Here is a 25,132-nt window from a genome sequence, read left to right as displayed (position 1 = left end):
GCATCGGTACCTCACCAGCGCAGCAGGACGAGTTCGGAGGCGAAGCCCGGCCCGAAGGCCAGCATCAGGCCGACCGATCCGGGTGCGGGCGGCCCGGCGGCCTGGACGTCGCCGAGGATGTGCAGCACGGACGCGGAGGACAGGTTGCCCACGGCCGCCAGGGACCGGCGGCTCGCCGCGAAGGCGTGCTCCGGCAGGCCGAGCGCCGTGCTGAGGACGTCGAGGATCTTCGGACCGCCGGGGTGGCAGATCCAGGCGTCGACGTCCGACGGTTTGAGGTCGTGTCCGGCCAGGAACGTCTCGATCTCCTCCGCGACGTGCAGCCGGACCAGCTCCGGCAGCTCGCGGCCGAGCACCATGCGGAACCCCCAGTCGCCGATGTCCCAGCCGAGCAGGTGCTCGGTGCCGGGGTAGAGGCGGCTGCGGGAGGCGATCACCGAAGGCCCCGATCCGAATGCGTGCAGGGGGTGTTCGTCACCCACCGCGAGCAGGGCCCCGGCCCCGTCCCCGAAGAGCGCCCCGGCCACCAGGTTGGCCATCGAGGTGTCCCTCGGCTGGAGGGTGAGCGAACACAACTCGGTCGACAGCAGCAGGGCCGCGTCCCCGGGTCGGCCCGTCAGGTGGTCGTGCAGCCGCCCGAGGCCCGCCGCGCCCGCCGCGCAGCCGAGGCCGAAGAGCGGCACCCGCCGTACGTCGGGCCGCAACCCGACGCGGGAGGCGAGGCGGGCCTCCAGGGAGGGCGTCGCGAGCCCGGTCACGGTCGTCGACATGACCAGATCCAGGTCTCCGGCGCCGAGCGTGCTCCGGGTCAGGGCGCGGGCGACGGCCAGGGCTCCGAGGTCCAGGGCGGTGCGGACGAACTGGGCGTTGGTCTCCCCGAAGGAGGGGTCCGGGCCGTAGCGCTCCAGGGGGAGCGCGAGGTGACGGGAGCCGACCCGGACCGATGCGTGCACCCGGCGCAGCAGCGCCGCGTCGGAGCCGGGCGGGAGGAATCCGGTGAGCGCCTCCGTGATCTGCGACTGCCGGTACAGGTGCGGCGGGAACACGCTGCTCACTGCCAGGACACGTGTCATTGGCCCAACATAGGGAAGAACTGACGCCGCATCACGAATGACGCGGGGTGTGCGGGCCCGACGTGCCGTCACGGCGTAGCGTGAAGCGGTGCCCGCCCGAGCCCGACATGCCCGAGCCAGCTCCGCCCTCCACGGGACGACCCGCGCCGCACCCGACGGGGGTCCGCCTCCCGTCGGCGCCGCGCCCGCCCGCCCGGGTTCGCGGCCCGGCGCCTTGCCGGCCGGGCTGCTGAAGGCCTGCCATCCCGCGCCGGCCGCCGCCGTCACCCTGTTCGCCGCCGCGCTGGCGGTGGCCTCCGGCCGCGGGGTCGCGGGCTCCGCCCTCACGGCCGGCGCGGTGGCCGCCGGTCAGCTCTCCGTGGGCTGGTGCAACGACCGGGCCGATCTGCGCCGTGACCTGGCCACCGGCCGCCGGGACAAACCCCTCGTGACGGGCTCCGTGCGGCCCGCCGCGGTGACCGCAGCCGCGCTCACCGCGCTGCTCGTGTGCGTCGCGCTCTCGGCCGCCTGCGGGCCCGCCGCCGCGACGGCGCACCTGCTCGGCGTGGCGGCAGCCTGGGCGTACAACCTGCGCCTCAAGGCCACGGCCGCGTCCTGGTTCCCGTACGCCCTCGCCTTCGGCCTGCTCCCCGCCTTCGTGACGCTCGGCCTGCCCGGCGCGCCCTGGCCGCCGGTGTGGCTGACCTGCGCGGCCGCCCTGCTGGGCGCCGGGGCGCACTTCGCCAACGTCCTGCCCGACATCGCCGACGACCTCGCCACCGGCATCCGCGGGCTGCCGCAGCGGATCGGCGCCCGGTGGTCGGCCGCGGCGGCCGCCTTGCTGGTCGGCGCGTCGACGGTGTGCCTGGTCGCGGGGCCGGCGGGGCGGATCACCGGCTACGGTTTCGGCCTGCTCGCCCTGACCGCCGCGATGCTGCTCGGCACGGTCCGCGCACCCGGCCGGACCCCGTTCCTGGGCACGATGGCGGTCGCGGGCGCCGACGTACTGCTGCTCCTGCTGCACGGCGCGGGGCCGCCGTGAACCCGTCGCCCGCCGGTTTCACCGGCGCGGTCGGCTACGCGGGCGGGCGCCGGGTCCGGGTCCAGGCGAGGACGTCATCCGCCGCCCAGGTGTTGATGACGCGCTCGGTCGAAACCCCGCACTCCGCGGCCCGCTCGCACCCCAGGACCTGCCAGTCGAGTTGGCCCGGAGCGTGCGCGTCGGTGTCGATGGCGAAGAACACCCCGGCCGCCACGGCCTGCCTCAGCAAGCGCCGGGGCGGGTCCAGCCGCTCCGGCCGACTGTTGATCTCCACGGCCGTCCCGGACTCCGCGCACGCCGCGAAGACGGCGCCGGCGTCGAACTCGGACTCCGGGCGGGTCCGGCCGGTCACCAGCCGGCCCGTGCAGTGCCCGAGCACGTCCATCAGCGGATTGCCCACCGCCTTCAGGAGCCGCCGCGTCATGGCGGGCGACTCCATCCGCAGCTTCGAATGCACCGAACCGACGACGAGGTCGAGCTCCTCCAGCAACTCCGGCTCCTGGTCCAGCGAGCCGTCCGCGAGGATGTCGCACTCGATGCCGGTGAGCAGCCGGAACGGAGCCCACCGCGCGTTCAGCTCCGCCACCACCAGCAGTTGTTCGCGCAGCCGCTCCGGGGAGAGCCCCCGGGCGACCGTCAGTCGCGGCGAGTGGTCGGTGAGCACCGCCCACGCGTGCCCCAGCTGCGCGGCGGCCCGCCCCATGGCCTCGATCGGGCTGCCACCGTCCGACCAGTCCGAGTGCAGGTGGCAGTCCCCGCGCAGGGCCGCGCGCAGCGCGGCGGCGGCGGGGGAGGGCGGCGGGCCCTCCGGGAGCGCGGCGGCCTCGTCCTCCAGGGCGCTCAGGTACTGCGGAACGGCGCCGCCGAGCGCCTCCAGGACCACCTGCGCCGTCTTGGGGCCGATCCCTCGGACCGCCTCCAACGAGCCGGCGGCGGCCCGCTCGGCGACCTCGGCCCCGCCCATGCGCACCAGCGCCGCCGAGGCCGTGCGGAACGCCTTGACCCGGTACGTGGGTGCCTGGGCCCGCTCCAGCAGGAAGGCGATCCGGTCCAGCGCGGCCACCGGGTCCATGCGCCCACCTCCTCCCGGGGCCCGTGTCGCAAGGCCCGGGCCCAGTGTCGCAAGGCCGCCGCAGCCCGGCGACCGCGGTCGCGTTACGCTCGGTACTGGCTGTGAAAGGGATGATGCCCATGTGTCGCTGGCTTGCCTATTCCGGCTCGCCCATGCTGCTCGACGCCGTTCTCTACCGTCCTGAGCACTCTCTGATCAATCAGAGCCTGCACGCCCGCATGGGGGTGGAGTCCACCAACGGCGACGGATTCGGCATCGGCTGGTACAGCCCGGACGGCGACGGCACGCCGGCGGTATTCCGTGACATCGGCCCGGCCTGGAACAACCGCAACCTCCAGGAACTGGCCGGGCACGTCCGCTCGCCGCTGTTCTTCGCGCACGTCCGCGCCTCCACCGGTTCGGCGATCCAACAGACCAACTGCCACCCCTTCCGGCACGGACGCTGGCTGTGGATGCACAACGGGGCCATCACCGACTTCCAGCGCCTCCAGCGCGACCTGTGCATGGCCGTCGATCCGGCGCTCTTCCCGTCCATCGAGGGCTCGACGGACTCGGAGGTGATGTTCTACCTCGCCGTCACCTTCGGCCTCGACCAGGACGTCCCGGGCGCGGTGGCCCGCATGGCGGGCCTCGTGGAGCGGCTCGGCAAGGAGCACGGGGTGCCCGACCCGCTCCAGATGACGGTCGCGGTCAGCGACGGCGAACGCGTGTGGGCGTTCCGCTACTCCAGCGAGGGCAAGTCCCGCTCGCTGTTCTACAGCGCCAGGGCCGAGACCGTACGCCAGCTCCACCCGGAGATCGACTTCCTGCGCGACCTGTCCGACGCGTCCCGGCTGGTGGTCTCGGAACCGCTCGGTGACCTGCCCGGCGTGTGGAACGAACTGCCGGAGGCCAGCTACGCCGTCATCCCGTCCGATCCGGGACAGGACTACCTGCCGTTCTTCCCCGAACCGCCGTAACGGGCCGCGCAGGCCCGGCGCGTGCGCGGCACGGCCGCCGTCATTCGACGGTGGTCGTGAGCGTGAACAGCGCTCCGTCCGGGTCGCGGAGGGTGACCGAGCGGTCGTGGCCGGCCGAGGTGACCTCGGAGACGGCGCTCCCGCCCAGGGCGACCGCCGACTCCACGGCCTCCTCCAGCCGCGACACGCGGAAGTGCACGTGCCAGCGGGGCCGGGTGTGCGGGGTGTAGGCGGCCGCCTCCACGGGCCCGCTGTTCAACCGGGCGACCGGCTCGCCGCCCTGCCGCAACACCACCTGGTCCTGCTCGTAACCGACCTCGCAGCAGCCGGCGCGCCCGGTCGCCCACTCCAGCACCTCGCCGTAGAAGAGCGCCGCGTCGAACGCGTTGCGGGTGCGCAGTTCCAACCAGGCGGGCGCCGGGCCCACACCGACGCGCCAGCCGGAGGAGACGGGCCCGTCCCAGACCCCGAAGACCGCGCCCTCCAGATCGGCGACGAGCGCGGCCCGGCCGCCCGAGGGGAAGGAGACCGGGCCGACGGCGACGGTGCCACTGCGCTCGCGGATCCGGCCCGCCGCCACGTCGGCGTCATCGACGGCGAAGTACGGGGTCCAGGCGACCGCCACCCCGAGGTCGGACGCCAGCGCCCCGATGCCGGCCACCGGGACACCGCCCATCACGGCCACCGAGAAGGCGTCGCCGAGCGGGGCCGGACGGAACTTCCAGCCCACGACCGCACCGTAGAAACGCTGGGCGGCGGCCATGTCCCGGGCCATCAGGCTCACCCAACAGGGAGCCCCGAACACGTCCTTCGTCGTCATCTCCACCATGCGTGCCGCCTCTCGTCCGCCACCACCGCCACTGCGCCGTCCCGGACTAGAAGTAGCGCCCGGGCCCCGTCGGCCGGTGCAGGCGCGCCCGCAGGTCACCACCAGTAGGCGGGGTACCTCGGGGCCTTGCGGCGGATGCGGGAGCCCGCGTACCCCGTGAGGACGAGCAGCAGGGTCGAGCCGAGGAGCAGCGGCACGAAGCGGGCGGGCGCCGGGGTCTGGAGCACGGTCACGACGGCGGTGGCGACGGCCGGCGAGTGCGGGGTACGGGCGACCGTCAGCAGCGCCAGGGTCAGTCCGGCCGCCACGGCGGCCGTCCAGGCGCTGCTGCCGGCCGTCGCGAGGGCCGCGTACCCGACTGCGGCGCCCACCATGTGGCCGATGACGACGCCGCGCGGCTGGGCCAGCGGCAGGGTGGGCGCGCTGTGCACGAGGGCCGCGCTGGCGGCCAGCGGGGGTATCAGGACCGGCTCGTGGATCATGGCGCCGATGCCGACGAGGGCCAGCAGGACGGTGGTCGCCGCACTCACGCTGTGGAAGGCGGCGACCGCGCTGGGGCGCGCGGGGGCCTTGGCCGCCATCAGCCGGGAACGGGATCGGGTGGGCCGCTGCGGGTCCGCCACGACCTCGGCGGGGCGTGCGGGACTGACGGTGCCGGTGGTGCTGGGGCTCATGAGGGGGGCAGGTTTCCGGTGCGGGTGGCGGGCGGGACCGCGCTGGGCAGGCAGGGATGGAGAAGGCGGGCGGGCGGGATCCGGCGGCGGTGGTCACCGCCCGCCGGGCTTCGCGCTCCTCGCCGGGTCCGGCCGACGCGATCCGAGGACGACCTTATCGGGCACACGTACGAAGCCCGGGGTGGGGTTGGGACCGTTGCGGAACAAAGCGTCGATCGGTCCCGAACGGCGGCTCGTGTTCGTGTATGACTGCGAGGGCACGCGCAGGGAGCAGGGAAGGACCAGCACGATGACGCACCCCCACCCCGCCGGGGCCCTCACGGACCTCGACGCGGTGATCGCCGATGCCCCGGCCGACGCGACCGGAGCGCTGTGGCGACTGACCGGCACCGGCCGCGGCCTGGACTCGAACCTCGTCCGCATGCGCCCCGGCGCGGTCATCGCGGAACACGCGGAACCGGCCCTCGACGTCCTGCTCATCGTCGTCGGGGGAGGCGGCCGGATCGACATCGCCGAAGGCCCGCTCGCCCTGCGGCCCCACTGCGCGGTGTGGCTGGCGCGGAACGCCCGTCGCTCGCTGACCGCAGGGCCGGACGGGTTGACGTACCTGACCGTCCACACCCGCCGGCCCGGTCTCGGGATCGGCGCCACCGCCGCGGGCGCGGGCGTGCCCGCCGTCCTCCCGGAGCCGGAGGGCGGGGAGACGGCCTGTCTGCTGCACCGGGTCTGCGCCGGCTGTGGCCGCCTCGCCACCGAACCCGGCGCCCGCCACTGCTCCCGTTGCGGTGACGAACTCCCCGACTGACCGCCCCCCGGGTCCGGCCACGCACCCGCGCGGCGGCCCGACCACGCCCTAGGCTTTCCCCGGATGCCCCTCCACCGTCCGGAAGGCAGGTTCCGCATGACCGGGTCCCCCGTTCCCGTGATCGATCTCGGACTGTGGCGGGCGGGCGACGCCGCCACTCGGTCCCGCATCGCCGCCCGCGTCGACGAGGCCCTCCAGGAGGCCGGGTTCCTCCTGATCACCGGCCACGGCGTCGACCCGGCGCTGCCCGCCCGGATCCGGGAGGAGGCCCGCTCCTTCTTCCGGCTGCCGGCCGAGGTCAAGCAGCCGTACGCCGTCAGCGTCGGCGGGCGCGGCTGGCTCGGACCGGGCGCCGAGGCCAACAGCTACGCGGAGGGCGCCGCTTCCCCGCCCGACCTCAAGGAGTCCTGGTCGTGCGCGGCCGAGGAACCGACGGGGAACGCCGCGGTGGACGCCGAGTGGTTCCGGCCGAACGTGTGGCCCGCCCAGACGCCGGAACTCGAACCGTACGCACGCCAGTACCTCGCGCGGATGCGGGCCCTGTGCGACGAGTTGCTGGAACTGCTGGCCGAGGCCCTCGTCCTGCCGGCCGACCGGTTCACCCGGCACACGGGCCACCCCACCTGGGGGTTCAACCTCAACTGGTACCCCGGCACGCAAACCGTCGGGCAGCCGCTGCCCGGTCAGTTCCGGATCGGGGCGCACACCGACTTCGGGACGGTCACCGTCCTGGACCGCGAGCCGGGCGCGGGCGGACTGCAGATCCACACGGACGCCGGCGGCTGGCAGGACGCCCCCTGGGACCCGGCCGCGCTGACCGTCAACATCGGTGATCTGCTCGCCCGTTGGACCGGGGACCGGTGGCGGGCGGGCCGCCACCGGGTGCTGCCGCCACCCGCCCACGCCCCGGCCGAGGAACTCGTCTCGCTCGTCTACTTCTACGAGTGTGACGCCGGCACCCGCGTCGAGTCCCTGCCCGCCCCGATCGGCCGGGTCGCGTACGAGGCGGTCGACTCCCACCGCTACCTGCGGGAGAAACTCGACGCGATCACCCTCGCGTGACTCGGGGTCCGCAGTACGCGTCAGGGATGATCTCCTCTCCACCGCCTACGACTTGAGGCGCGTCACCGGTCGTCCCAGTGGCGGACGACCGGCCGCCGACCACCGGCATAGGTTCGCCAGTATGCCGACACCACGCCGCGCCGCCGCCTCCTCGTTGACCCTCCTCGCCCTCCTCCTGCCGCTGATACCGGCGGCCGCGGGCAGCGCCGTCGCCGCCGGCCCACCCCCGGCGGCCGGATCCGCCACCGCGCAGAATTCCCGTAGCGCTCCCGAACTCCCGCGCCCCACCGGACGGTTCGCCGTCGGTCAGGACACCCTCCACCTCGTCGACGGCTCCCGCACCGACCCCTGGTCGGGGTCCGGGCCGCGCGAGCTCATGGTGACCATGCGCTACCCGGCCCAGCGAGGCACCGGTCGACCGGTGCGCTACCTCACCGAGGAGGAGGCCCGACTGCTGCTCGTCGACCGGGGGTTGGACGGGCTGGTGTCCGCCCGGACCCTCGCCGACACCGAGTCGTACTCCCGCTCCGGGGCCCGCCCCGTCGGCGGCCGGTACCCGCTGATCGTCCTCTCGCCCGGCTTCTCGGTGCACCGCGCCACCCTCACCTCGCTCGCCGAGGACCTGGCCTCGCGCGGCTACGTCGTCGCCGCCGTGGACCACGCCTACGAGAGCGCGGGCACGGACTTCGACGGGGGCCGCGTACTGGAATGCCTGGCCTGCGACAAGACCGGCGGGGACGCCGGCTACAAGACGGTCAGCGACGGCCGCGCGCTGGACGTGTCCTTCCTGCTGGACCGGCTCACCGGACGTGACGCGGCCTGGCACCGCGCCGATCTCATCGACCCCCGGCGCATCGCCATGGCCGGCCACTCCATCGGCGGCGCCGCCGCGGCGGCGACCATGGCGGCCGACGGCCGGGTCCGCGCCGGCGTGGACCTCGACGGAGGCCTGGCGACACCCGTTCCCGAGACCGGGCTCGGGGGCCGTCCCTTCATGCTGATCGGCAAGGCGGACCAGACACCCGGCAGGGACAGCACCTGGGACCGGAACTGGCCCCGGCTCGACGGTTGGAAGCAGTGGATCACCTTCGCCGACTCGGGCCACTTCACCTTCACCGACTTCCCCTACCTCGGCGACGCGTTGGGCGTACCCGACCCCGGGACGCCGCTGACCGGCGCCCGCTCGGTCGAGCTGACCCGGCGCTATGTCGGTGCCTTCTTCGACCAGCACCTGAAGGGCAGGCCCAGGCCCGTCCTCGACGGCCCGGCGGCCGACGCCCCCGAGGTCCGTTTCCACCGGCCCTGACCACCCGGCCGACCGGGTCAGACCACCGTCACGGGGTGGCGCACCACCGCGTCGAACAGGTACCCCTGCGTGTTGTGGGCCGCCGTCGCCGGCTGCGTACGGCCCGTGGCGTCCGTGGCCCGGGCCAGCAGGGCCGTCGGCCCCGCCGCCCGCGGGGTCCACGGCACCGACCAGCGCACCCAACCGCCGCGGCGCGGGGCGTCGTGCAACCGGGCCCGCTGCCAGTGGACGCCGCCGTCCGTGCTCACCTCCACCCGGTGCACGGGCGCGGCGCCCGACCAGGACCGCCCGGTCAGCAGCCGCGTCCGATGCGCCGGAACGCTCGCGCCCAGCTCCAGCTCGAAAGCGCTCTTGAGGGTCTGCCGGGTCAACGGAGCACTGCCCTCCGCGGGCTGGTCCGGTCCGAACAGGCGGTAGAGGTCGGTGTTCCACGGGGTGTAGAGCGGGGTGGCGCTGACCTCGATGTCCCCGACCCACTTGATCGAGGAGATCCCGATCCAGTTCGGCACCACGACCCGCACGGGCGCGCCGTGATCCGCCGGCAGCGGCCGGCCGTTCATCTCGTACGCGAGGATCACGTCGTCCAGCGCCTTCGAGACGGGCAGCGGACGCCGCACCCGCCCCAGGTTCACCCCGTTCGTCACCACCTCGTCGTCCAACCCGCGCGGCAGGACGTCCACCGCGTCCCGGCGTACACCGGCCCGCCGCAGGACGTCGGAGAGCCGCGCGCCCCGCCAGTGCGCGACACCGATCGCGCCGAGCGTCCAGGCCGTGCCACTGACCTGCCGGCCCTGCTGGCTGGTGTAGAAGCTGCGGCCGTTGCCCGCGCACTCGATGAACAGGGTCCGCTCGACCGCCGGGAGCGCCCGCAGCCGCTCGTACGAGAACTCCACCGGCCCGCCGGCGAGGCCGCTGCCCCACACCCGCAACGTCCAGTCGCGGGCCTCCAACCGCGGGGTGGAGGTGTGGTTGCGGACGAAGAAGCGGTCGATCGGAGTGAGCTGCCCGGTACCCCGCAGGGCCGCGAAGTTCGTCTCCGCGTTGGTACCCCGTACGGTGAACAACTCGGGCGGCAGGGCCTTGACGATGCCGGGCGCCAACGCCCCCGCGGCAGTCCCCACGGCCTCGGCGGCGCCGGCCGTGCCCGCTCCCGCCCCGAGTCCGAGCGGCCCGGCGGCAGCCCCGGCGGCGAACAGTTTCAGCAGGTGACGGCGGTCCACTCCGGCGGAGCGGGCGCGTCCGCGCGCCCACTGCCGCAGGCGCGTACGGTCGTACCGGCTCTCGTCCGAGAGGTCGAGGGACATGGGCGGGACACTCCTTCACGACGGGTTGCCCACGCACCGTAGGACCCCGCACGCGCCCCGTGGGCGAACATCCGCGGATGGCCACGAACCCGCAACGCGGCCGCAATGAAGGACCCGATTACCGCTGGTCGGTCGCGTTCGGCAGGATGTGGGGCATGACCGAGATCCGCACCCCCCGCCTCATCCTCCGCCGCTGGAGCGACGACGACCTCGTCCCCCTTTCGGAGATCCACGCCGACCCGGAGGTGATGCGCTGGATCGACGACGGCTCCACGCTCGACCTGGACGGGACCGCCGAAGCCATCGAGCGCTGGGAGGACGAGTGGGACGAGGAGGGCTTCGGCCTGTTCGCCGTCGAGCTGCTCGCCTCCGGCGAACTGATCGGGGCCGTCGGCCTGTCCGTTCCCGAACACCTGCCCAAGGTGATGCCCGCCGTCGAGATCACCTGGCGCCTCGGCCGCTCCTACTGGGGCCAGGGCTACGCCTCCGAGGCCGCCCAGGCCACCCTCGAATTCGCCCTCCAGGACCGCGGCCTCGACCGGGTCATCTGCGTCAACCGCGCGGGCAACGAGGACTCGGAGAACGTGATCCGCAAGCTCGGCATGGCGGACGACGGGACCCTCACCCACCCCGAGTCCGGCGCCCTCCTCTCCCTCCACAGCATCGACCTCACCGAATACGAGGCCTGAGCCCGTCCCGGCGGCGCATCGACCGATCGGATGACCCGGGGGTCCACCGGAGAGCCGGGAGGCCGCCTCCACAGGGCGGACCGCCGGACCGGCGGAGCGGGACCAGCATGGAACCGGGGAACGGGCACGAGCACCTCCCGCCCCGGAGCCGGAAGGACACCATGAACCCGCACGACCGACCGTTGCTGGACGCCGCCGCCCGCGGCGACGGGCCCGCGGTGAGCGCCGCCCTCGCCGCCGGAGCCGCCGTCGACGCGCGGGACGACCACCTGCGCACCGCGCTGCTCCTCGCCGTCACCGGCGACCACCTCGAGGCGGCCCGGCGCCTGCTCGCGGCCGGAGCCGACCCGGACGCCGCCGACGCCCGCGCGGACAGCCCCTGGCTGGTCACCGGAGTCACCGGCAGCGTGCGGATGATGCGACTGCTCCTGACGGCCGACCCCGACCTGAAGCAGCCCAACCGCTTCGGCGGGATCTCCCTCATCCCGGCCGCCGAACGCGGGCACACCGGCTACGTACGGGCCCTGCTGGCGGAGACCGACATCGACGTGGACCACGTCAACCGGCTGGGCTGGACCGCCCTGCTGGAGGCGGTCATCCTCGGTGACGGCGGCCCCCGCCACGAGGAGATCGTCCGACTGCTCCTCACGGCGGGCGCGGACCCCGCCCTGGCCGACCAGGCCGGCGTCACCGCCCACCAGCACGCCGTCCGCCGCGGCTTCGACGGCATGGCCCGCCTCCTCGCCGCCGCCGCGACGGACACCCGGCCGCGCCCGGCGCCGGAGCCGGGGGCCGACCGGTGAAGCGCCCCGCCCGCACACCCCGTACGGTCCTCGCCGCACTCGCCGCCGCCCTGCTGCTCGGCGCCTGCACGGGCGCGGACCCCGGCCGGGCGGCGCCGCCCGCCCCGGTGACGGCCCCGCTCCCGGCGGCGACCCCGACGCCGGACGGCACCCTCCTCGTGGCCGACTTCGGCGCCGGCAGCGTCACCTTCGTGGACCCCGCGCGCGGCCCGGTCGCTTCCGTCGCCGTCGGCACGGCCCCGTACGGCTTGGTCGTCGGCGCGGACGGTCGCGCCTGGGTGGCCACCGCGGAGGGCGTCGCCGTCGTCGACACCCGCGTCCGCACCCGTACGGCGCTGATCCCGTACCGGAGCGACACCGGCCCGGTCACCGACGGCGAGTACCGCGGCGGGGGCATGGGCATCGCGCTCTCCCCCGACGGCGCGCATGTGTACGTCGGCGTCAACGTGCCCGGCACCCGGGGCGTCCTGGAGGTCGTCGACACCGCCGCGGGCCGGGTCACCGCGACCGTCCCCGTCGGGCGGCGGCCCTTCGACGTGGACGTCTCCCGCGACGGCGGCGAGGTCTACGTCACCGGCCACGACTCCTTCGACGTCACCGCCGTCACCGCGGACTCGCTGCGCCCGCGCCGCATCGAGGTCGCCCCGTACGGCACCGAGGGCGGCCTCGGGTCCTGGCTCAAGCCGCACTACACCGCGGTCCGCCCCACCGACGGGATGCTGTTGCTCCCCTTCGAGGGGGAGCGGCTCGCCGTCGTCGATCCCCGCACCGGCCGCACCACCGTCGAGCCGATGACGGCCGACACCCACCAGCACGGCGCGACGGTCACCCCGGACGGCACCCTCCTGGTGGTCGGCACCGGGGCGGTGGACCCCTCCGACGGCCGGGGGCCCTCGCTCACGGTCCGCTCACCGGACGGGACCGAGCGGGTCCACCCGCTCCAGGGCCCGCACGAGGACGTGGCCGTCTCCCGCGACGGGAAGACCGCCTACGTGACCGGCGGCTTCACCCGCGACGGCTACTGGAACGGCATCACGGTCGTCGACCTGGGCACGGGCGGGACCCGACGCCTCGCCGCGGGCGACCGCCCGCTGGGCATCGCCGTGCTGTGAGCGGGCCGACGACGAGGGCGACGGTGACGAGGGCGACGGGGCCGACGGGGGCGGGCCGACGGGGGTGACGGCGACGGGCGTCAGCCCAAAGTCAGACTTTGGTAAGCCATAGGTTCGGCTTATGGGGTCATAAACCGGGGGCGGGTATTGGGTTAGGGTGGCCTTAGTTTAGGGTTTGCCTTGATCAGTCTGATTTTCGGTCGAAGGGAACCCAGTCATGCCTCGCTCCCTGCGGGTAGCAATCGTCGGTGCCGGCCCCGCCGGCATCTACGCCGCCGACGCGCTGCTGAAGTCCGAGGCGGCTGCCGCTCCCGGCGTGTCCATCGACATCTTCGAGCGGATGCCCGCGCCCTTCGGCCTCATCCGCTACGGAGTGGCACCCGATCACCCCCGCATCAAGGGCATCATCACCGCCCTGCACCAGGTGCTCGACAAGCCCCAGGTCCGCCTGTTCGGCAACGTCGACTACCCGAACGACATCTCGCTCGACGAACTGCACGCGTTCTACGACGCGGTGATCTTCTCCACCGGCGCCACCGCCGACCGCGCCCTGAGCATCCCGGGCGTCGAGCTGGAGGGCTCCTACGGCGCGGCGGACTTCGTCTCCTGGTACGACGGCCACCCCGACGTCCCGCGCACCTGGCCGCTGGACGCCGAGAAGGTCGCCGTCCTCGGCGTCGGCAACGTCGCCCTCGACGTGGCCCGCATCCTCGCCAAGACCGCCGACGAGTTGCTGCCCACCGAGATCCCGGCGAACGTCCACGAGGGCCTCAAGGTCAACAAGGCCCTCGAGGTCCACGTCTTCGGCCGCCGCGGCCCGGCGCAGGCCAAGTTCAGCCCGATGGAGCTGCGCGAGCTCGACCACTCGCCCAACATCGAGGTCATCGTCAACCCCGAGGACATCGACTACGACGAGGGCTCGATCACCACCCGCCGGGGCAACAAGCAGGCGGACATGGTCGCCAAGACCCTGGAGAACTGGGCGATCCGCGACATCGGCGACCGCCCGCACAAGCTCTTCCTGCACTTCTTCGAGTCCCCGGCCGAGATCGTGGGCGAGGACGGCAAGGTCGTCGGCCTGCGGACCGAGCGCACCGAGCTCGACGGCACCGGCAACGTCAAGGGCACCGGCGAGTTCACCACGTGGGACGTCCAGTCCGTGTACCGCGCGGTCGGCTACCTCTCCGACGAGCTCCCCAAGCTCCCCTGGGACGTCGAGTCGGGCACGGTCCCGGACGAGGGCGGCCGGGTCATCGAGAACGGCGCGCACCTGGCCTCGACGTACGTCACCGGTTGGATCCGGCGCGGCCCGATCGGCCTCATCGGCCACACCAAGGGCGACGCGAACGAGACCGTCGCGAACCTGCTGGCCGACCACGCGCAGGGCCGCCTGCTCGCCCCGTCCACGCCCGAACCGGCAGCGGTCGAGGCCTTCCTGTCGGAGCGTCAGGTCCGCTTCACCACCTGGGAGGGCTGGTACAAGCTGGACGCCGCCGAGAAGGCGCTCGGCGAGGCCGAAGGCCGCGAGCGCGTGAAGATCGTGGAGCGCGAGGGCATGCTCGACGCGAGCGGGGCGTAACCTCCGCCGGGCCCGAGGGTCCGTGGCGTCACCGTGGGGCCCGCCGATGGCGGGCCCCACGGTCGTCCACGGCCCGTGGAAGTCGGCGAGCCGGTGCAATGACCTCTCCCGTCGGTTTCCTTGAAGGCATGGGCCGAAATTCGCTCGTTCGGGCGATCGGGGGAAAGTCGGGGGTGCCCGGAAGGAATGCGCGGGTCTCCCGGACGGTTCGAACGGACGTCACACAGGACCCCGTACGCACTGGAGAGCTCATGAAGATCGGCATCATCGGCGCCGGCAACATCGGTGGCAATCTCACCCGCCGGCTCACCGCCCTCGGGCACCGTGTCGCCGTCGCGAACTCCCGCGGTCCCGAGACCCTGACCGCCCTGGCCGAGGAGACCGGAGCCACCCCGGTCACCGTCGCCGAGGCGGCCCGCGACGCCGAGGTCGTGGTGGTCACCATCCCCCTCAAGAACGTGCCCGACCTGCCCCCGGGCCTCTTCGCGGGAGCCGCCGACGGCTTCGTCGTCATCGACACCGGCAACTACTACCCGCAGCAGCGCGACGGGCGCATCGCCGCCATCGAGGACGAGGGCCTGACCGAGAGCCGCTGGACCGAAGGGCACCTCGGCCACCCCGTGATCAAGGCCTTCAACGGGACCTACGCCGAGGACATCCTGACGCGGCCCCGGCCCGCCGGGGACCCCGAACGCATCGCCCTCCCCGTCGCCGGGGACGACGAGGGCGCCAAGAAGGCCGTCCGCAACCTGATCGGCGAACTCGGCTTCGACACCGTCGACGCCGGCGGCATCGACGACTCCTGGCGTCAGCAGCCCAACACCCCCGTCTACGGGCTGCGCGCGGGCGCCGACGCCGTCACGGCGGCGCTGGCCGAGGCTTCCCCGGTGCGCACGGACGAATTCCGCGGCTGAACCGGGCGATCCGCAGCCGGACGGAGTACGCCCGGACGTGGTAACTCTCCGCTTTCACCAAGGATCTCTGTGCTACGGTGAAGTCCAGTTGCGGGTGTGGTTCCCAAATATTTCAAGTGCTCCTTCCGGATTGCCCGGGGGGCGCACTTTTTATTTCCGGATGCTTTTCGGACGGGTCAAACATCACGTCGACTCCGGTGTCCGCACAGTGCGGCCCCGGGTACAGCCCCGAAGGAGAATCCATATGGCATCCGGCACCGTGAAGTGGTTCAACGCGGAAAAGGGTTTCGGCTTCATCGAGCAGGACGGCGGCGGCGCCGACGTGTTCGCCCACTACTCGAACATCGCCACCCAGGGCTTCCGTGAGCTTCAGGAAGGCCAGAAGGTCAACTTCGACGTCACGCAGGGCCAGAAGGGCCCGCAGGCCGAGAACATCGTTCCCGCCTGACCTTCGGGACGCGCGACACACGAGGGCCGGGGCCCGCACCATCGGTGCGGGCCCCGGCTCGTCGCGTTCCGTACCGTGACCGAAGCGTCACCACCCGGGTCTGCGCGACGACCCCACCGCCTTGCTACCTTCTCCCGCACCCGGAGCCCGCAGGAGGCAGCACATGCGTGTCGGACCCCGTCTCCTCGCCGCCTCGGCCGTGCTGTTGCCCGTGCTGCTCGTGACCGGCTGCACGGAGCGGGCGGCGGCCCCGCCCGGCGCCGCACCGGTCCCGTCCGGGGGGAGCGCCGGCCCGACCGCGTCACCGTCGCCGTCGGCGGCGACCGACGCCTCCGCACTCCCTTCCGCTTCCGCCTCCGCTTCGACCTCCGCTTCGCCTTCCGCTTCCGTGTCCGTTCCGGTGGGCGCGGCATCGTCGCCGTCGCCCTCGGGCGGCGCGGGCACCGGCCCGGCAGCCGCTCCACCCCCGGTGGCCGCCACCCGGCTGACCCTGTCCGTCGACACCCGGGGCGGCCGGCTGCGGCTCGTGCGGGGCGGCCCGGCGCAGGAGTTCACGCTGACCCTGCGCAACGGCAACTCCCGGGCGTACGAGCACCTGTTGCTCACCTTCCAGATGGAGGCCTTCGGCCCGGCGCCCGGCGACCTCCCCGGCCCCGCCCACTCCCTCGTCCTCGAACACCGGGACCCGGCGACGGGCCGCTGGAGCCCTGCGGAACTGCGCATCGCCAACGACTTCCTGCCGTACCACCTCCACGAGGGCGGCTCGCCCCTCGCCCGGGACGCCGTACGCACCGAGCGCTACCGATTGCGCGCCACCGGCACCGGCCCCACCGGAAGTTCCCCGCTGGAAGTGCGCCTCCTCGACACCGACGCCCCGGCGGGCGCGGACGAGGCACGCGAACGGCCGGCCCGGCTCTCGCTCCCGCACACCACCCGACGGGCCTTCTGAGGCCCGACCGCTACCTTGAGCGGCGCCCCTGCGGGCAGACTGTGCGGCGTGACGACACTGAGCAAAGGCGCCAACCTGCCCGTTGCGGCCCCCTCCGTCCGCGCCGTCCTCGGCTGGTCCGCCGGACCGGGCGTACCGGACGTCGACGCGTCGGCGCTGCTGCTGACCAGCAGCGGGCGCGTCCGTTCCGACGGCGACTTCGTGTTCTACAACCAGCCGAGACACTCCTCGGGTTCCGTCCGCCACCTCGGCAAGCAGCCCGGCGCGGACGCGCTGGAGGTCGACCTGGCGGCCCTGGAGGCCGACGTCGAGCGCATCGCCCTGTGCGCCTCCGCCGACGGTGGCGTGTTCGGGCAGGTGCCCGGGTTGCACCTGCGGCTGCTCGACGCGGCCTCCGGCGCCGAACTGGCCCGCTTCGACATGACCGCCGGGCCCGAGACCGCCTTCGTCAGTGGCGAGCTCTACCGGCGGGCCGGCGCGTGGAAGTTCCGGGCCGTGGGACAGGGCTGGGCGAGCGGACTCGCCGGTCTGGCGACCGACTTCGGGATCACCGTGGACGACGAGCCGCCCGCCGCGATCGCCCCCGCGCCCGCCCCGGTCCACCGGTCCGCGCCGGCTCCCGCGCCGGCCCGGTCCCCGTACGCTCCCACCGCGCCGTACGCTCCCACCGCGCCGTACGCGCCCACCGCGCCCGCCGGACCGCCCACCCAGGCCGGGGGACCGCCCACCGAAGCCGCCGTACGGCTCGTCAAGGGCGAGGAGTGGCTCCCGGTCGACATGCGCAAGCGCCTCTCGCTGCGCAAGCAGCAGGTCGCCGTGAGCCTCAGCAAGGCCGGTGCCACCGGGGTGACCGCCCGGGTGATCCTCGTCCTCGACGCCTCCGGCTCGATGAGCGCCCTCTACTCGCGGGGCACGGTGGCGAACGTCGTCGAGCGCATGGCGGCCGTCGCCGCCCAACTCGACGACGACGGCGAGATGCAGGCGTGGACCTTCGCCACGAACCCGGCCCGACTGCCCGACCTCGCGATCGGCGACCTGCCCGAATGGCTGCGCCTGCACGTACGCGTCGGGCAGATGAGCCTCTTCGGCCGCAAGAAGCCACCGAAGGGGCTCCAGTCGGGCCAGGTCGACATGCGGGCCGTCGGCTTCCAGAACGAGGAGCAGAAGGTCATCGCCGAGGTGCGGGACTACGTGCGCACCCAGTCGCAGTCCGTCCCGACCCTGGTGCTGTTCTTCTCCGACGGCGGTGTGTACCGCAACGACGAGATCGAACGGGAACTGCGCGCCGCCGTCGAGGAACCGGTGTTCTGGCAGTTCGTCGGCCTCGGCCGGGCGGGATTCGGGGTGTTGGAACGTTTCGACACCATGGCCGGCCGCCGCGTCGACAACGTCGGCTTCTTCGCCGTCGACGACATCGACAAGGTCTCCGACCCCGAGCTGTACGACCGGCTGCTGTCCGAGTTCCCGTCATGGCTCCGGGCCGCCCGGCAGGCCGGCATCCTGCGCTGAACGCGCCCCGCCCCGAAAGAAGGAACCCCCTCGTGACCACCCCCGCCGGCCTCAGGATCCTGCGCGCCGCCGACCGCACGGCCGCGCCGTGGAAGAACGGCGGGGGCGTCACCCGCGAGATCGCCGCATGGCCCGAACACGCCGGTACGACCAACTTCGCCTGGCGCGTCAGCCTCGCCGAGGTCGACGCCGACGGAGCCTTCTCCGTCTTCCCCGGCGTCGACCGGACGCTCACCCTCGCCGAGGGCGCGGGCATGGACCTCACCGTCGCGGGCGAGCACCGCCTCGTCGACGAGCGCTACGCACCGCAGCACTTCCCCGGCGACCGGCCGACGGACTGCCGGCTCCTCGACGGTCCCGTCGTGAACTTCAACGTGATGTACCGGCGGGACCGTGCGGAGGTCCGAACCGCCGTCGTACGCGGTGAGTTGGGGCTCACGGTCGCACCCGACGAGACCGTCCTCGTCGTTGCCCTGGACGGCCCGCTGACCGTGGAACCCACGGGCGCGCAGGCCGGCTCGGCCGCCCGACTGGCCCCGTACGACGCCCTCCTGGCCGGCGGCCCCCTCACCGCCCTCGTCCGCACGACGGCCCGCGCGGCCCTGGTGCGGTTGCGGACCTGAGGCGAGCTCGGCAACGGGTCCCAGGGGAACGATCTTGCCGGTCGGAGGGCCGGCGGTGACAATCGCCCGGTGACAGAAACATCAACGGACCAGGACGCCTTCGCCGAGCACCGCAGGCTGCTGTTCGCCACCGCCTACCGAATGCTGGGCAGCGTCGCCGACGCCGAGGACATCGTCCAGGACGCGTGGCTGACGTGGCACAAGGCCGACCGCTCGGACGTCCGCCACCCCCGCGCGTACCTGGTGCGCACCGTGACGAACCTGTCCCTGAACCGGCTGACCTCCGCCCGGGCCACCCGGGAGGAGTACGTCGGCCCCTGGCTCCCCGAACCCCTGCTGACGGAGCCCGACGCCGCGCAGGGGCAGGAACTCGCGGAGAGCGTGTCGACGGCGATGCTCGTCGTCCTGGAGACCCTCGCGCCCGTGGAGCGGGCGGTGTTCGTGCTGCGCGAGGTGTTCGGCTACTCGCACGCCGAGATCGCCGAGGTGTTGGAGCGCCCGGAGCCGACCGTCCGGCAGATCTCCCACCGGGCCCGCAAGCACGTCCAGGCCCGCCGCCCGCGCTACGACACGGATACGGCGGAACGCGCACGCATCACGGAGCGCTTCATGAGCGCCTGCGCCGGCGGCGACCTGAACGTGGTCATGGAGATGCTCGCCCCCGACATCACCGCCTGGTCCGACGGCGGCGGCAAGGTCCGCGCCGCGCTCCGTCCGCTCCACGGGTCCGACCGGGTGGCGCGCTGGCTGCTGGGCGTGCTGGCGAAGCCCACCGTGGCCCCGGTCAGCACCGTCCCGGCTCTGGTCAACGGCGAACTGGGCCTGCTGGCGCTCGCCGGCGACGTCCCGATGGGCGCGGTCACCTTCGACCTGGAGGACGGCAGGATCCGCAACCTGCGCCTCCAGATCAACCCGGACAAGCTCCGCGGCCTCCGGCCGCCGGGCCCCGACCGGGGGTGACCGCCTGTCGGCGCGGGGTCAGGCCGACTCCGCGCCGTCCGTCAGGGCGTGCAGGATCCGGTCGAGGCGGGCGCGCCTCGCCGGCGGCGTGAGGGCCTGGAGCAGCGGCAGGATCAGCTGGTAGCGACCGGTCCGGTCCAGCGCCTCGTACGCCTCCCGGGCCCGGGGCGCGACGTCGAACGCGGCCACCAGGTCCGGCGGCGGCTCCGCCGTCCTCTGGGGTGCGTACGCCGCCTCCCACCTGCCGTCCGCCCGGGCCCGGCTCACCTCGGCCAGACCCGGGTCGCGCATCCGGCCCGCCTCCGTGAGCGCGGCGACCTTGTCCACGTTGACCTTCGACCACAGGCTCCGGGGGCGGCGCGGTACGTACCGCTGGAGGTAGTACCGCTCGTCGAGGGAGCGGCGCTGTCCGGAGATCCAGCCGTAGCAGAGCCCGATGTCGACGAGTTCGTCCTCGGTCACCGACGGGACGCCGGACCGCTTCTTGCCCACCTTGACCCACACGCCCTCCGCGAGCGCCCAGTGCTCCGCGAGCCAGCTCTCGAAGGCCCCCGCGTCCGCGAAGGCGATGATGCCGACCCCGTCGATCCGGTCGATCCCATCGACCCCGCCGCTCTCGTCGTGCCCGTCGCTCTCGTCCATGGCGTCAGCCTAGGTCCGGACACCGCCACGGAAGGAGACCTCCCGCCGTCCTGACCGAGCGGGGGCGGCGTGCGTCCGTTTCCACCGGCGGCCCGCGCAGTCGGCGCCCGCGCGGCCCATCACGCCGTGCGGGGCCGGGGGGCGGCCTCCACCATGGGAGGGCGGGCGGCGACGGGAGAGAGCGGATGAGCGTGCAACGGTACGAGCTGGTGTTCCCCGACGACGAGGGGACGGACCACGACGTGGTGGTCGTGGACCGCACCGAGGCGAAGGGCCCCGGCGGGCACCCGGTCTACGCGGACGCGAGCGGCATCGTGCGCGCCGAGATCAGCGACCGGGGCGAGGTGCGCATGCTGGCCTCGGGGGGCCAGCAGGCGCCGATGCGGCGGGTCGAGGCACGTCTCCTACCGGAGGATCCTGTTTGACTTTACCGGGGCTTTACGATTCCGTACGGGTTGATCTTCGGTTTATCGCAAAGGACCCCGTACCCATGTCCCGTTTCGCCCGTACCTCGCTCCTGGCCGTCACCCTCCTCCTGGGCGCCACCGCCTGCTCCGCCGCGGACGCGGTCGACGCCGTCGACACGGTGGACAAGGTCGTGGACGAGCCCTACGAGGTGACGTACGAGGTCACCGGCAAGGGCGTGGACTCCATCGAGTTCGCCGCGGGCGGCGGGACCGCATCCGCGCCGAAGACGGAGACCGCGTCCGCCCCCGCGCTGCCCTGGACGAAGACGGTCACCCTGCGCGGCATCATGCCGGCGTCGGTGGTGCCGGTCGCCGTGGACGTGACGGGCGGACAGGTCACCTGCAAGATCACCTACAAGGGCAAGGTCATCGCCGAGCAGACCGGTCAGGGCCTCGTGACGGCCGGCGGCTGCGTGGCCGTCTCCCCGATCGTGGGCTGATCCGCGTCGCGAGCGGGCGGCGCGACCGCACGTCGCGACGAACACCTCACGACCCCTGTGCCGCTCCCCGCACCGGGGCGTAGCCGCGCGCCAGGACCACGTCCCGGGTCAGGGCGGTGAAGGCGCGGGCGGCGGCGCTCAGGTAGCCGCCCTCGCGCCGCAACAGGGTGACGGTGCGCGGCGGCAGGGCCGGCGCCAGCGGGACCGGGGTCAGCCGGTGGTCGTCCGTGATCGCGTCCGGTAGGACGGTGGCCAGGCCGGTCCGCCCGATCAGTTCCGTCAGGGCCTGGACGGAATTCGTCTCGACCGCGATCCGCGGCCGGACCCGGTGTGCGGCGAGGTACGCGTCGATGTGCGTCCGGGTGGCGAAGTCCCCGCTGAGCAGGGCCAGTCGTAGCTCGGCCAGCTCCGCGACGGGCAGCGGCTCCGCCGGCCGGTCGGGGGAGGGGCCCGCGACGACGAGACCCAGGGTCTCGGTGTAGAGCGGGGTCCCGGCGAGGCCGGGCGGGTGGGGGCCGTCGAAGGCGATGCCGAGGTCCAGCGAATCGGCCAGCAGGCCGGCCTCGATGCGGTCCTGCGGCATCTCCCGTACGTCCACGGTGACGGCGGGGTGGGCCTCGTGGAGGGCCCCGAGCAGCGGGCCCAGCAGGTATGCGGTGAACGTGGGCGTCAGCGCCAACCGCAGGTGACCGCGGGACAGGTCGGCGACGTCGTGGACGGCCCGCTCGCCGGCCGCGAGGTCCCGCAGCGCGCGGCGCGCGTGCTCGGCGTAGGTCTCGCCCGCGTCGGTCAGGCGCACGGTACGCCCGCCGCGGTCCAGCAATCGCACGCCCACGGCGCTCTCCAACTGCTTGATCTGCTGCGACAGCGTGGGTTGCGAGATCCGCAGCTCCTCGGCGGCGCGGGTGAAGCTGTGGTGCTCGGCGACCGCGAGCAGGTAGCGCAGGTGACGCAGTTCCGGAGCCATGACATCGACTATAGATGGCATCGATGGAATGTATCGATTCTGCGCCTTGGACACTATGAGTGCAGCTCATGCATGGTGGAACACGTCAGCCCCTCACGGGGTGGATCCCAGTGAATCGGGGAGTGACCATGCACGGCCTCATCGAGGGCGTCACGCGCTTTCGGCACGACGTATTTCCCGCCAAGGCGAAACTGTTCGCCGAACTGGCGCACACCCACCGGCCGCCGGCCCTGTTCATCGGTTGTTCCGACGCCCGGGTGGTGCCGGAGCTCATCACCCAGAGCGAGCCGGGTGAGCTCTTCGTCATCCGTACCGCGGGGAACCTCGTCCCCGCCCGCACGCCGTCCCCGGACGGGGTCGCGGCCAGCATCGAGTACGCCGTCTCCGTCCTCGGCGTCACCGACGCGGTGGTGTGCGGGCACTCGGCCTGCGGTGCGATGACCGCCCTCGCCGAACGGCACGACCTCAGCGCCGCACCGGCGGTCGCCGGCTGGCTCCGCCACGCCGACGCCTCCCTGGCCCGCACCACCGGCGGACTCGACTGCCTGGTACGGGAGAACGTGCGCGCCCAGCTCGCGAACCTGGCGACCCACCCCTCGGTGGCCCGCGCCCTCGCGGCCGGCGCCCTCACCCTGCGCGGCTGGGTCTACGACATCCCCACGGGCGCCGTCGAACAACTCGACCCGGTGGCCGGCTGAACCCCGCCCGGCACACCGCGGCGCCCGACCGCACACCCCTCCGGGAACACGCCGGCCCCTCCGGCACGCCGTTCCCCAGCGAAAGGACACCCCCATGCCGCACGCCCAGTTCGACAACGGCGTCCGCAGCCGCCTCGCCGAGGCCGCCGTCGAAGCCAAGATCCGCAAGAACCTGACGTGGCGACAGATCGCGGACGTCACCGACCTGTCCGTGGCCTTCGTCACGGCCGCCGTCCTCGGCCAGCACCCGCTGCCCGCCCCCGCCGCGGAGGCCGTCGCCGAACTCCTCGGCCTCGACGGCGACGCCGCACTGTGGTTGGGGACCATCCCCACGCGCGGCGGGATCCCCGGGGCCCTGCCCACCGATCCGACGATCTACCGCTTCCACGAGATGCTCCAGGTCTACGGAACCACCCTCAAAGCCCTGGTCCACGAGGAGTTCGGGGACGGCATCATCAGCGCCATCAACTTCCGGCTGGACGTCAAGAAGGTCGCCGACCCCGAGGGTGGCGAGCGCGCGGTCATCACCCTGGACGGCAAGTACCTGCCCACCAAGCCCTTCTGAGGCGAGGTCCCACCGCCCCGGGCGCCCGCCGGCTCAGTCCCGCCGGGCCAAGCAGGTCAGCGCGGCCTCCGTCAGCGCGGTGACCCCGGCCGGGAGCGCCGTACGCACGTCAGGGGCGAAGTCCGGGGCGTGGTTGGCGGGCAGCGCCGCCAGCTTGCCCGCCGCGCCCTCCCCGGGCGCCGCCGCCCAGGCCGCCGGACCGATCACGCCGAGCATCCAGTAGGCGAGCCGTACGCCCGGCGCCCCGTGCACCTCCAGCCCGGCGTCACCGAACAGTCCGAAGTCCTCCGTGGCGAGCGACGGCGGCCACATCGCCACCCGGTGCGCACCGAACCGCGCGCCGTGCGCGTCCCGGACCGCCGCCGTCGTCGCCGGATCGGGGTGGGTGACGGGCGACGTGCGCTCGCGGACGATCTCCGGCTCCCGGGGACAGTCCGAGGCGGCGCACTCCGCGCGGACGATCCGCTCGACCGCGGCGGCCGCCCTCGCGAGCGCCGCCTCCCCGGCGGCCCGTACGGTGATGCCCAGTTCGGCCCGGTCGGGCACGATGTTCGCGCGCTCGCCCGCCCGGAACGATCCCACGGTGACGGCCACCTGCTCGGAGGGCGCCGCCTCGCGCGCCACCACCGTCTGGAGCCGTGTCACCAGGTGCGCGGCCGTCACCACCGGGTCCACCGTCAGGTGCGGCGCCCCCGCGTGCCCGCCGCGCCCGTGGACGACGACCCGGAAGGTGACGCTGCCGGCCGTCATCGGCCCGTATCCGTGCGCGACCATGCCCGCCGGCAGCGGCGCCGCGTGCTGCGCCAGGACGGTGTCCGGCCGGCCGGCGCGCTCGTACAGGCCGTCCGCGAGCATCGCCCGCGCACCCTCCAGGGTTTCCTCGGCGGGCTGCCCCACCACGATCAGCGTGCCCTCCCAGGGCGGGGCGTCCGGTCCGGCCAGCAGCGAGGCCGTCCCCGCCGCCGCGGCCAGATGCAGGTCGTGCCCGCAGGCGTGCGCCACCGGGCCCTCGCTCGCGTACGGCAGCCCGGTGGTCTCCCGTACCGGCAGCGCGTCCAGCTCCGCGCGCACCATCACCGTCGGGCCCGTACCCCGGCGCAGCACCCCGGCCACGCCGTGGCCGCCGATCCCGCGCACGGTCTCGTACCCGTCGGCCTCCAGCCGGCCGGCGAACCGGTCGGCCGTGCGGGCCTCCTCGCCGGACAGCTCGGGGTTGCGGTGCAGGTCCAGGTAGAAGGCCGTCAGCGGCCTGAGGAGCGCGGGCAGTCCGGCGTACGCGGAGGTGACGGTCATGCCGCCATCCTCGGGCACCCGCTCCGGCGGCGGACGTCAGGGCGCTGACACTTCATGTCAGCGGTGTGACAGGGAGGGGAGGGGCGACTTGACGGCCGGACGGGCTTTCTTGGAGAAGCGCCGCAGAACGAAGGCAACGGTCGCCCACCCGGTGACCACCAACCCAAGGAGTCCCCATGCAGAAGTCGCCTCTGGCCTCGCTCGCCGACGAGATCCTGGAGCTCGAGTCGGAGACCTTCGAGATCTCGGACTACTCGGACGCCAGCGAGGTCGTGCTCGCCGGTTCCACGAGCTGCAGCTCCACCTCGACCTGTTCCTCGACCACCAGCACCACCTCCTGCAGCGCCTGACCCCAGCGCCACAGCGATG

The 25,132-nt window shown here is 73.7% G+C and carries 28 protein-coding genes; 20 read left to right on the top strand and 8 right to left on the bottom strand.

Features of this window, described 5'->3' with window-relative positions:
- Positions 1 to 11: 11 nt before the first annotated feature.
- Positions 12 to 1,073 carry a type III polyketide synthase gene (locus ACFY0I_RS04515; protein ID WP_388890022.1) on the bottom strand — a complete coding sequence of 354 codons (1,062 nt, stop codon included), beginning with the start codon at positions 1,071 to 1,073 and terminating at the stop codon, positions 12 to 14.
- A gap of 88 nt (positions 1,074 to 1,161) precedes the next feature.
- On the opposite strand from ACFY0I_RS04515, the gene ACFY0I_RS04510 reads away from it, so the two are divergent.
- Positions 1,162 to 2,094: a UbiA family prenyltransferase gene (locus tag ACFY0I_RS04510; protein WP_388890019.1), complete on the top strand. Its 933-nt coding sequence runs from the start codon at positions 1,162 to 1,164 to the stop codon at positions 2,092 to 2,094.
- 34 nt (positions 2,095 to 2,128) lie between these two features.
- Here ACFY0I_RS04510 and ACFY0I_RS04505 read toward each other — a convergent pair whose 3' ends face one another.
- Positions 2,129 to 3,166 (bottom strand): PHP domain-containing protein, encoded by a 1,038-nt coding sequence (locus ACFY0I_RS04505; protein ID WP_388890017.1) that lies wholly within the window; start codon positions 3,164 to 3,166, stop codon positions 2,129 to 2,131.
- A 119-nt stretch (positions 3,167 to 3,285) separates the two neighbouring features.
- On the opposite strand from ACFY0I_RS04505, the gene ACFY0I_RS04500 reads away from it, so the two are divergent.
- Positions 3,286 to 4,125 carry a class II glutamine amidotransferase gene (locus ACFY0I_RS04500; protein ID WP_388890014.1) on the top strand — a complete coding sequence of 280 codons (840 nt, stop codon included), beginning with the start codon at positions 3,286 to 3,288 and terminating at the stop codon, positions 4,123 to 4,125.
- A 40-nt stretch (positions 4,126 to 4,165) separates the two neighbouring features.
- Here the strand turns inward: ACFY0I_RS04500 and ACFY0I_RS04495 are convergent, their stop codons facing one another.
- Both ACFY0I_RS04495 and ACFY0I_RS04490 read right to left on the bottom strand, forming a co-directional pair.
- The gene (locus ACFY0I_RS04495; RefSeq protein WP_388890012.1) at positions 4,166 to 4,954 is read right to left on the bottom strand and encodes a VOC family protein; all 789 of its coding nucleotides are present in this window, start codon (positions 4,952 to 4,954) and stop codon (positions 4,166 to 4,168) included.
- Positions 4,955 to 5,049: 95 nt separating this feature from the next.
- Positions 5,050 to 5,628 carry an HPP family protein gene (locus ACFY0I_RS04490; RefSeq protein ID WP_388890009.1) on the bottom strand — a complete coding sequence of 193 codons (579 nt, stop codon included), beginning with the start codon at positions 5,626 to 5,628 and terminating at the stop codon, positions 5,050 to 5,052.
- A 289-nt stretch (positions 5,629 to 5,917) separates the two neighbouring features.
- Between ACFY0I_RS04490 and ACFY0I_RS04485 the strand changes: the two genes are divergently transcribed.
- The 3 genes from ACFY0I_RS04485 (at position 5,918) to ACFY0I_RS04475 (ending at position 8,801) form a co-directional block, all read left to right on the top strand.
- Positions 5,918 to 6,433, top strand: a complete 516-nt coding sequence (locus ACFY0I_RS04485) for a cupin domain-containing protein (RefSeq protein ID WP_388890006.1) — start codon at positions 5,918 to 5,920, stop codon at positions 6,431 to 6,433.
- A 96-nt stretch (positions 6,434 to 6,529) separates the two neighbouring features.
- A complete protein-coding gene (locus ACFY0I_RS04480; protein WP_388890003.1) occupies positions 6,530 to 7,495 on the top strand; it encodes an isopenicillin N synthase family dioxygenase in 966 nt (321 codons plus the stop codon).
- A 121-nt stretch (positions 7,496 to 7,616) separates the two neighbouring features.
- Positions 7,617 to 8,801, top strand: a complete 1,185-nt coding sequence (locus ACFY0I_RS04475) for an alpha/beta hydrolase family protein (RefSeq protein WP_388890001.1) — start codon at positions 7,617 to 7,619, stop codon at positions 8,799 to 8,801.
- Positions 8,802 to 8,818: 17 nt separating this feature from the next.
- On the opposite strand, the gene ACFY0I_RS04470 is transcribed toward ACFY0I_RS04475, so the two are convergent.
- Positions 8,819 to 10,105, bottom strand: coding sequence for a sulfite oxidase (locus tag ACFY0I_RS04470; RefSeq protein WP_388889999.1), 1,287 nt, complete (start codon positions 10,103 to 10,105; stop codon positions 8,819 to 8,821).
- Positions 10,106 to 10,260: 155 nt separating this feature from the next.
- On the opposite strand from ACFY0I_RS04470, the gene ACFY0I_RS04465 reads away from it, so the two are divergent.
- From ACFY0I_RS04465 to sigJ, 10 genes are all read left to right on the top strand, one after another.
- A complete protein-coding gene (locus ACFY0I_RS04465) occupies positions 10,261 to 10,794 on the top strand; it encodes a GNAT family N-acetyltransferase (RefSeq protein WP_388889996.1) in 534 nt (177 codons plus the stop codon).
- A 161-nt stretch (positions 10,795 to 10,955) separates the two neighbouring features.
- Positions 10,956 to 11,597 (top strand): ankyrin repeat domain-containing protein, encoded by a 642-nt coding sequence (locus ACFY0I_RS04460; RefSeq protein ID WP_388889994.1) that lies wholly within the window; start codon positions 10,956 to 10,958, stop codon positions 11,595 to 11,597.
- Entirely contained in the window at positions 11,594 to 12,709 is a 1,116-nt protein-coding gene (locus ACFY0I_RS04455; protein WP_388889992.1) for a hypothetical protein, read from the top strand. The genes ACFY0I_RS04460 and ACFY0I_RS04455 overlap by 4 nt, the downstream gene beginning before the upstream one ends.
- Before the next feature lie 217 nt (positions 12,710 to 12,926).
- The gene (locus ACFY0I_RS04450; RefSeq protein WP_388889989.1) at positions 12,927 to 14,288 is read left to right on the top strand and encodes an FAD-dependent oxidoreductase; all 1,362 of its coding nucleotides are present in this window, start codon (positions 12,927 to 12,929) and stop codon (positions 14,286 to 14,288) included.
- A 251-nt stretch (positions 14,289 to 14,539) separates the two neighbouring features.
- Positions 14,540 to 15,202, top strand: coding sequence for an NADPH-dependent F420 reductase (locus tag ACFY0I_RS04445; protein WP_388889986.1), 663 nt, complete (start codon positions 14,540 to 14,542; stop codon positions 15,200 to 15,202).
- A gap of 244 nt (positions 15,203 to 15,446) precedes the next feature.
- Positions 15,447 to 15,650, top strand: a complete 204-nt coding sequence (locus tag ACFY0I_RS04440) for a cold-shock protein (protein ID WP_030228921.1) — start codon at positions 15,447 to 15,449, stop codon at positions 15,648 to 15,650.
- A gap of 163 nt (positions 15,651 to 15,813) precedes the next feature.
- Positions 15,814 to 16,599, top strand: coding sequence for a hypothetical protein (locus tag ACFY0I_RS04435; RefSeq protein WP_388889984.1), 786 nt, complete (start codon positions 15,814 to 15,816; stop codon positions 16,597 to 16,599).
- A gap of 48 nt (positions 16,600 to 16,647) precedes the next feature.
- Complete coding sequence (locus ACFY0I_RS04430; RefSeq protein WP_388889981.1) at positions 16,648 to 18,108, top strand: VWA domain-containing protein; 1,461 nt, start codon at positions 16,648 to 16,650, stop codon at positions 18,106 to 18,108.
- Positions 18,109 to 18,140: 32 nt separating this feature from the next.
- Positions 18,141 to 18,731 carry a HutD family protein gene (locus tag ACFY0I_RS04425; RefSeq protein ID WP_388889979.1) on the top strand — a complete coding sequence of 197 codons (591 nt, stop codon included), beginning with the start codon at positions 18,141 to 18,143 and terminating at the stop codon, positions 18,729 to 18,731.
- Between the two features lie 141 nt (positions 18,732 to 18,872).
- Complete coding sequence (sigJ, locus tag ACFY0I_RS04420) at positions 18,873 to 19,691, top strand: RNA polymerase sigma factor SigJ (RefSeq protein ID WP_388890669.1); 819 nt, start codon at positions 18,873 to 18,875, stop codon at positions 19,689 to 19,691.
- Between the two features lie 18 nt (positions 19,692 to 19,709).
- Here the strand turns inward: sigJ and ACFY0I_RS04415 are convergent, their stop codons facing one another.
- On the bottom strand, positions 19,710 to 20,333 hold the full coding sequence (locus ACFY0I_RS04415; protein WP_388889977.1) for a YdeI family protein: 624 nt from the start codon (positions 20,331 to 20,333) through the stop codon (positions 19,710 to 19,712).
- A gap of 185 nt (positions 20,334 to 20,518) precedes the next feature.
- Here ACFY0I_RS04415 and ACFY0I_RS04410 point away from each other — a divergent pair, with 185 nt between their 5' ends.
- On the top strand, positions 20,519 to 20,758 hold the full coding sequence (locus ACFY0I_RS04410; RefSeq protein WP_388889975.1) for a DUF6296 family protein: 240 nt from the start codon (positions 20,519 to 20,521) through the stop codon (positions 20,756 to 20,758).
- A 65-nt stretch (positions 20,759 to 20,823) separates the two neighbouring features.
- Positions 20,824 to 21,240 (top strand): MmpS family transport accessory protein, encoded by a 417-nt coding sequence (locus ACFY0I_RS04405; protein ID WP_388889973.1) that lies wholly within the window; start codon positions 20,824 to 20,826, stop codon positions 21,238 to 21,240.
- Positions 21,241 to 21,286: 46 nt separating this feature from the next.
- On the opposite strand, the gene cynR is transcribed toward ACFY0I_RS04405, so the two are convergent.
- Positions 21,287 to 22,207: a transcriptional regulator CynR gene (cynR, locus tag ACFY0I_RS04400; RefSeq protein ID WP_388889971.1), complete on the bottom strand. Its 921-nt coding sequence runs from the start codon at positions 22,205 to 22,207 to the stop codon at positions 21,287 to 21,289.
- Between the two features lie 128 nt (positions 22,208 to 22,335).
- Between cynR and ACFY0I_RS04395 the strand changes: the two genes are divergently transcribed.
- Both ACFY0I_RS04395 and cynS read left to right on the top strand, forming a co-directional pair.
- Entirely contained in the window at positions 22,336 to 22,905 is a 570-nt protein-coding gene (locus ACFY0I_RS04395; RefSeq protein ID WP_388889968.1) for a carbonic anhydrase, read from the top strand.
- Between the two features lie 94 nt (positions 22,906 to 22,999).
- The gene (gene cynS / locus ACFY0I_RS04390) at positions 23,000 to 23,470 is read left to right on the top strand and encodes a cyanase (RefSeq protein WP_388889966.1); all 471 of its coding nucleotides are present in this window, start codon (positions 23,000 to 23,002) and stop codon (positions 23,468 to 23,470) included.
- A 33-nt stretch (positions 23,471 to 23,503) separates the two neighbouring features.
- Here the strand turns inward: cynS and ACFY0I_RS04385 are convergent, their stop codons facing one another.
- On the bottom strand, positions 23,504 to 24,763 hold the full coding sequence (locus ACFY0I_RS04385) for an amidohydrolase (RefSeq protein WP_388889964.1): 1,260 nt from the start codon (positions 24,761 to 24,763) through the stop codon (positions 23,504 to 23,506).
- 176 nt (positions 24,764 to 24,939) lie between these two features.
- Here ACFY0I_RS04385 and ACFY0I_RS04380 point away from each other — a divergent pair, with 176 nt between their 5' ends.
- Positions 24,940 to 25,113 carry a thiazolylpeptide-type bacteriocin gene (locus ACFY0I_RS04380; RefSeq protein ID WP_037917023.1) on the top strand — a complete coding sequence of 58 codons (174 nt, stop codon included), beginning with the start codon at positions 24,940 to 24,942 and terminating at the stop codon, positions 25,111 to 25,113.
- The last annotated feature ends 19 nt before the right edge of the window (positions 25,114 to 25,132 follow it).

The organism is Streptomyces sp. NPDC001568 (genome assembly GCF_042893755.1).
GTDB lineage: Bacteria > Actinomycetota > Actinomycetes > Streptomycetales > Streptomycetaceae > Streptomyces.
This window is presented reverse-complemented; position numbering and strand designations above follow the sequence as displayed.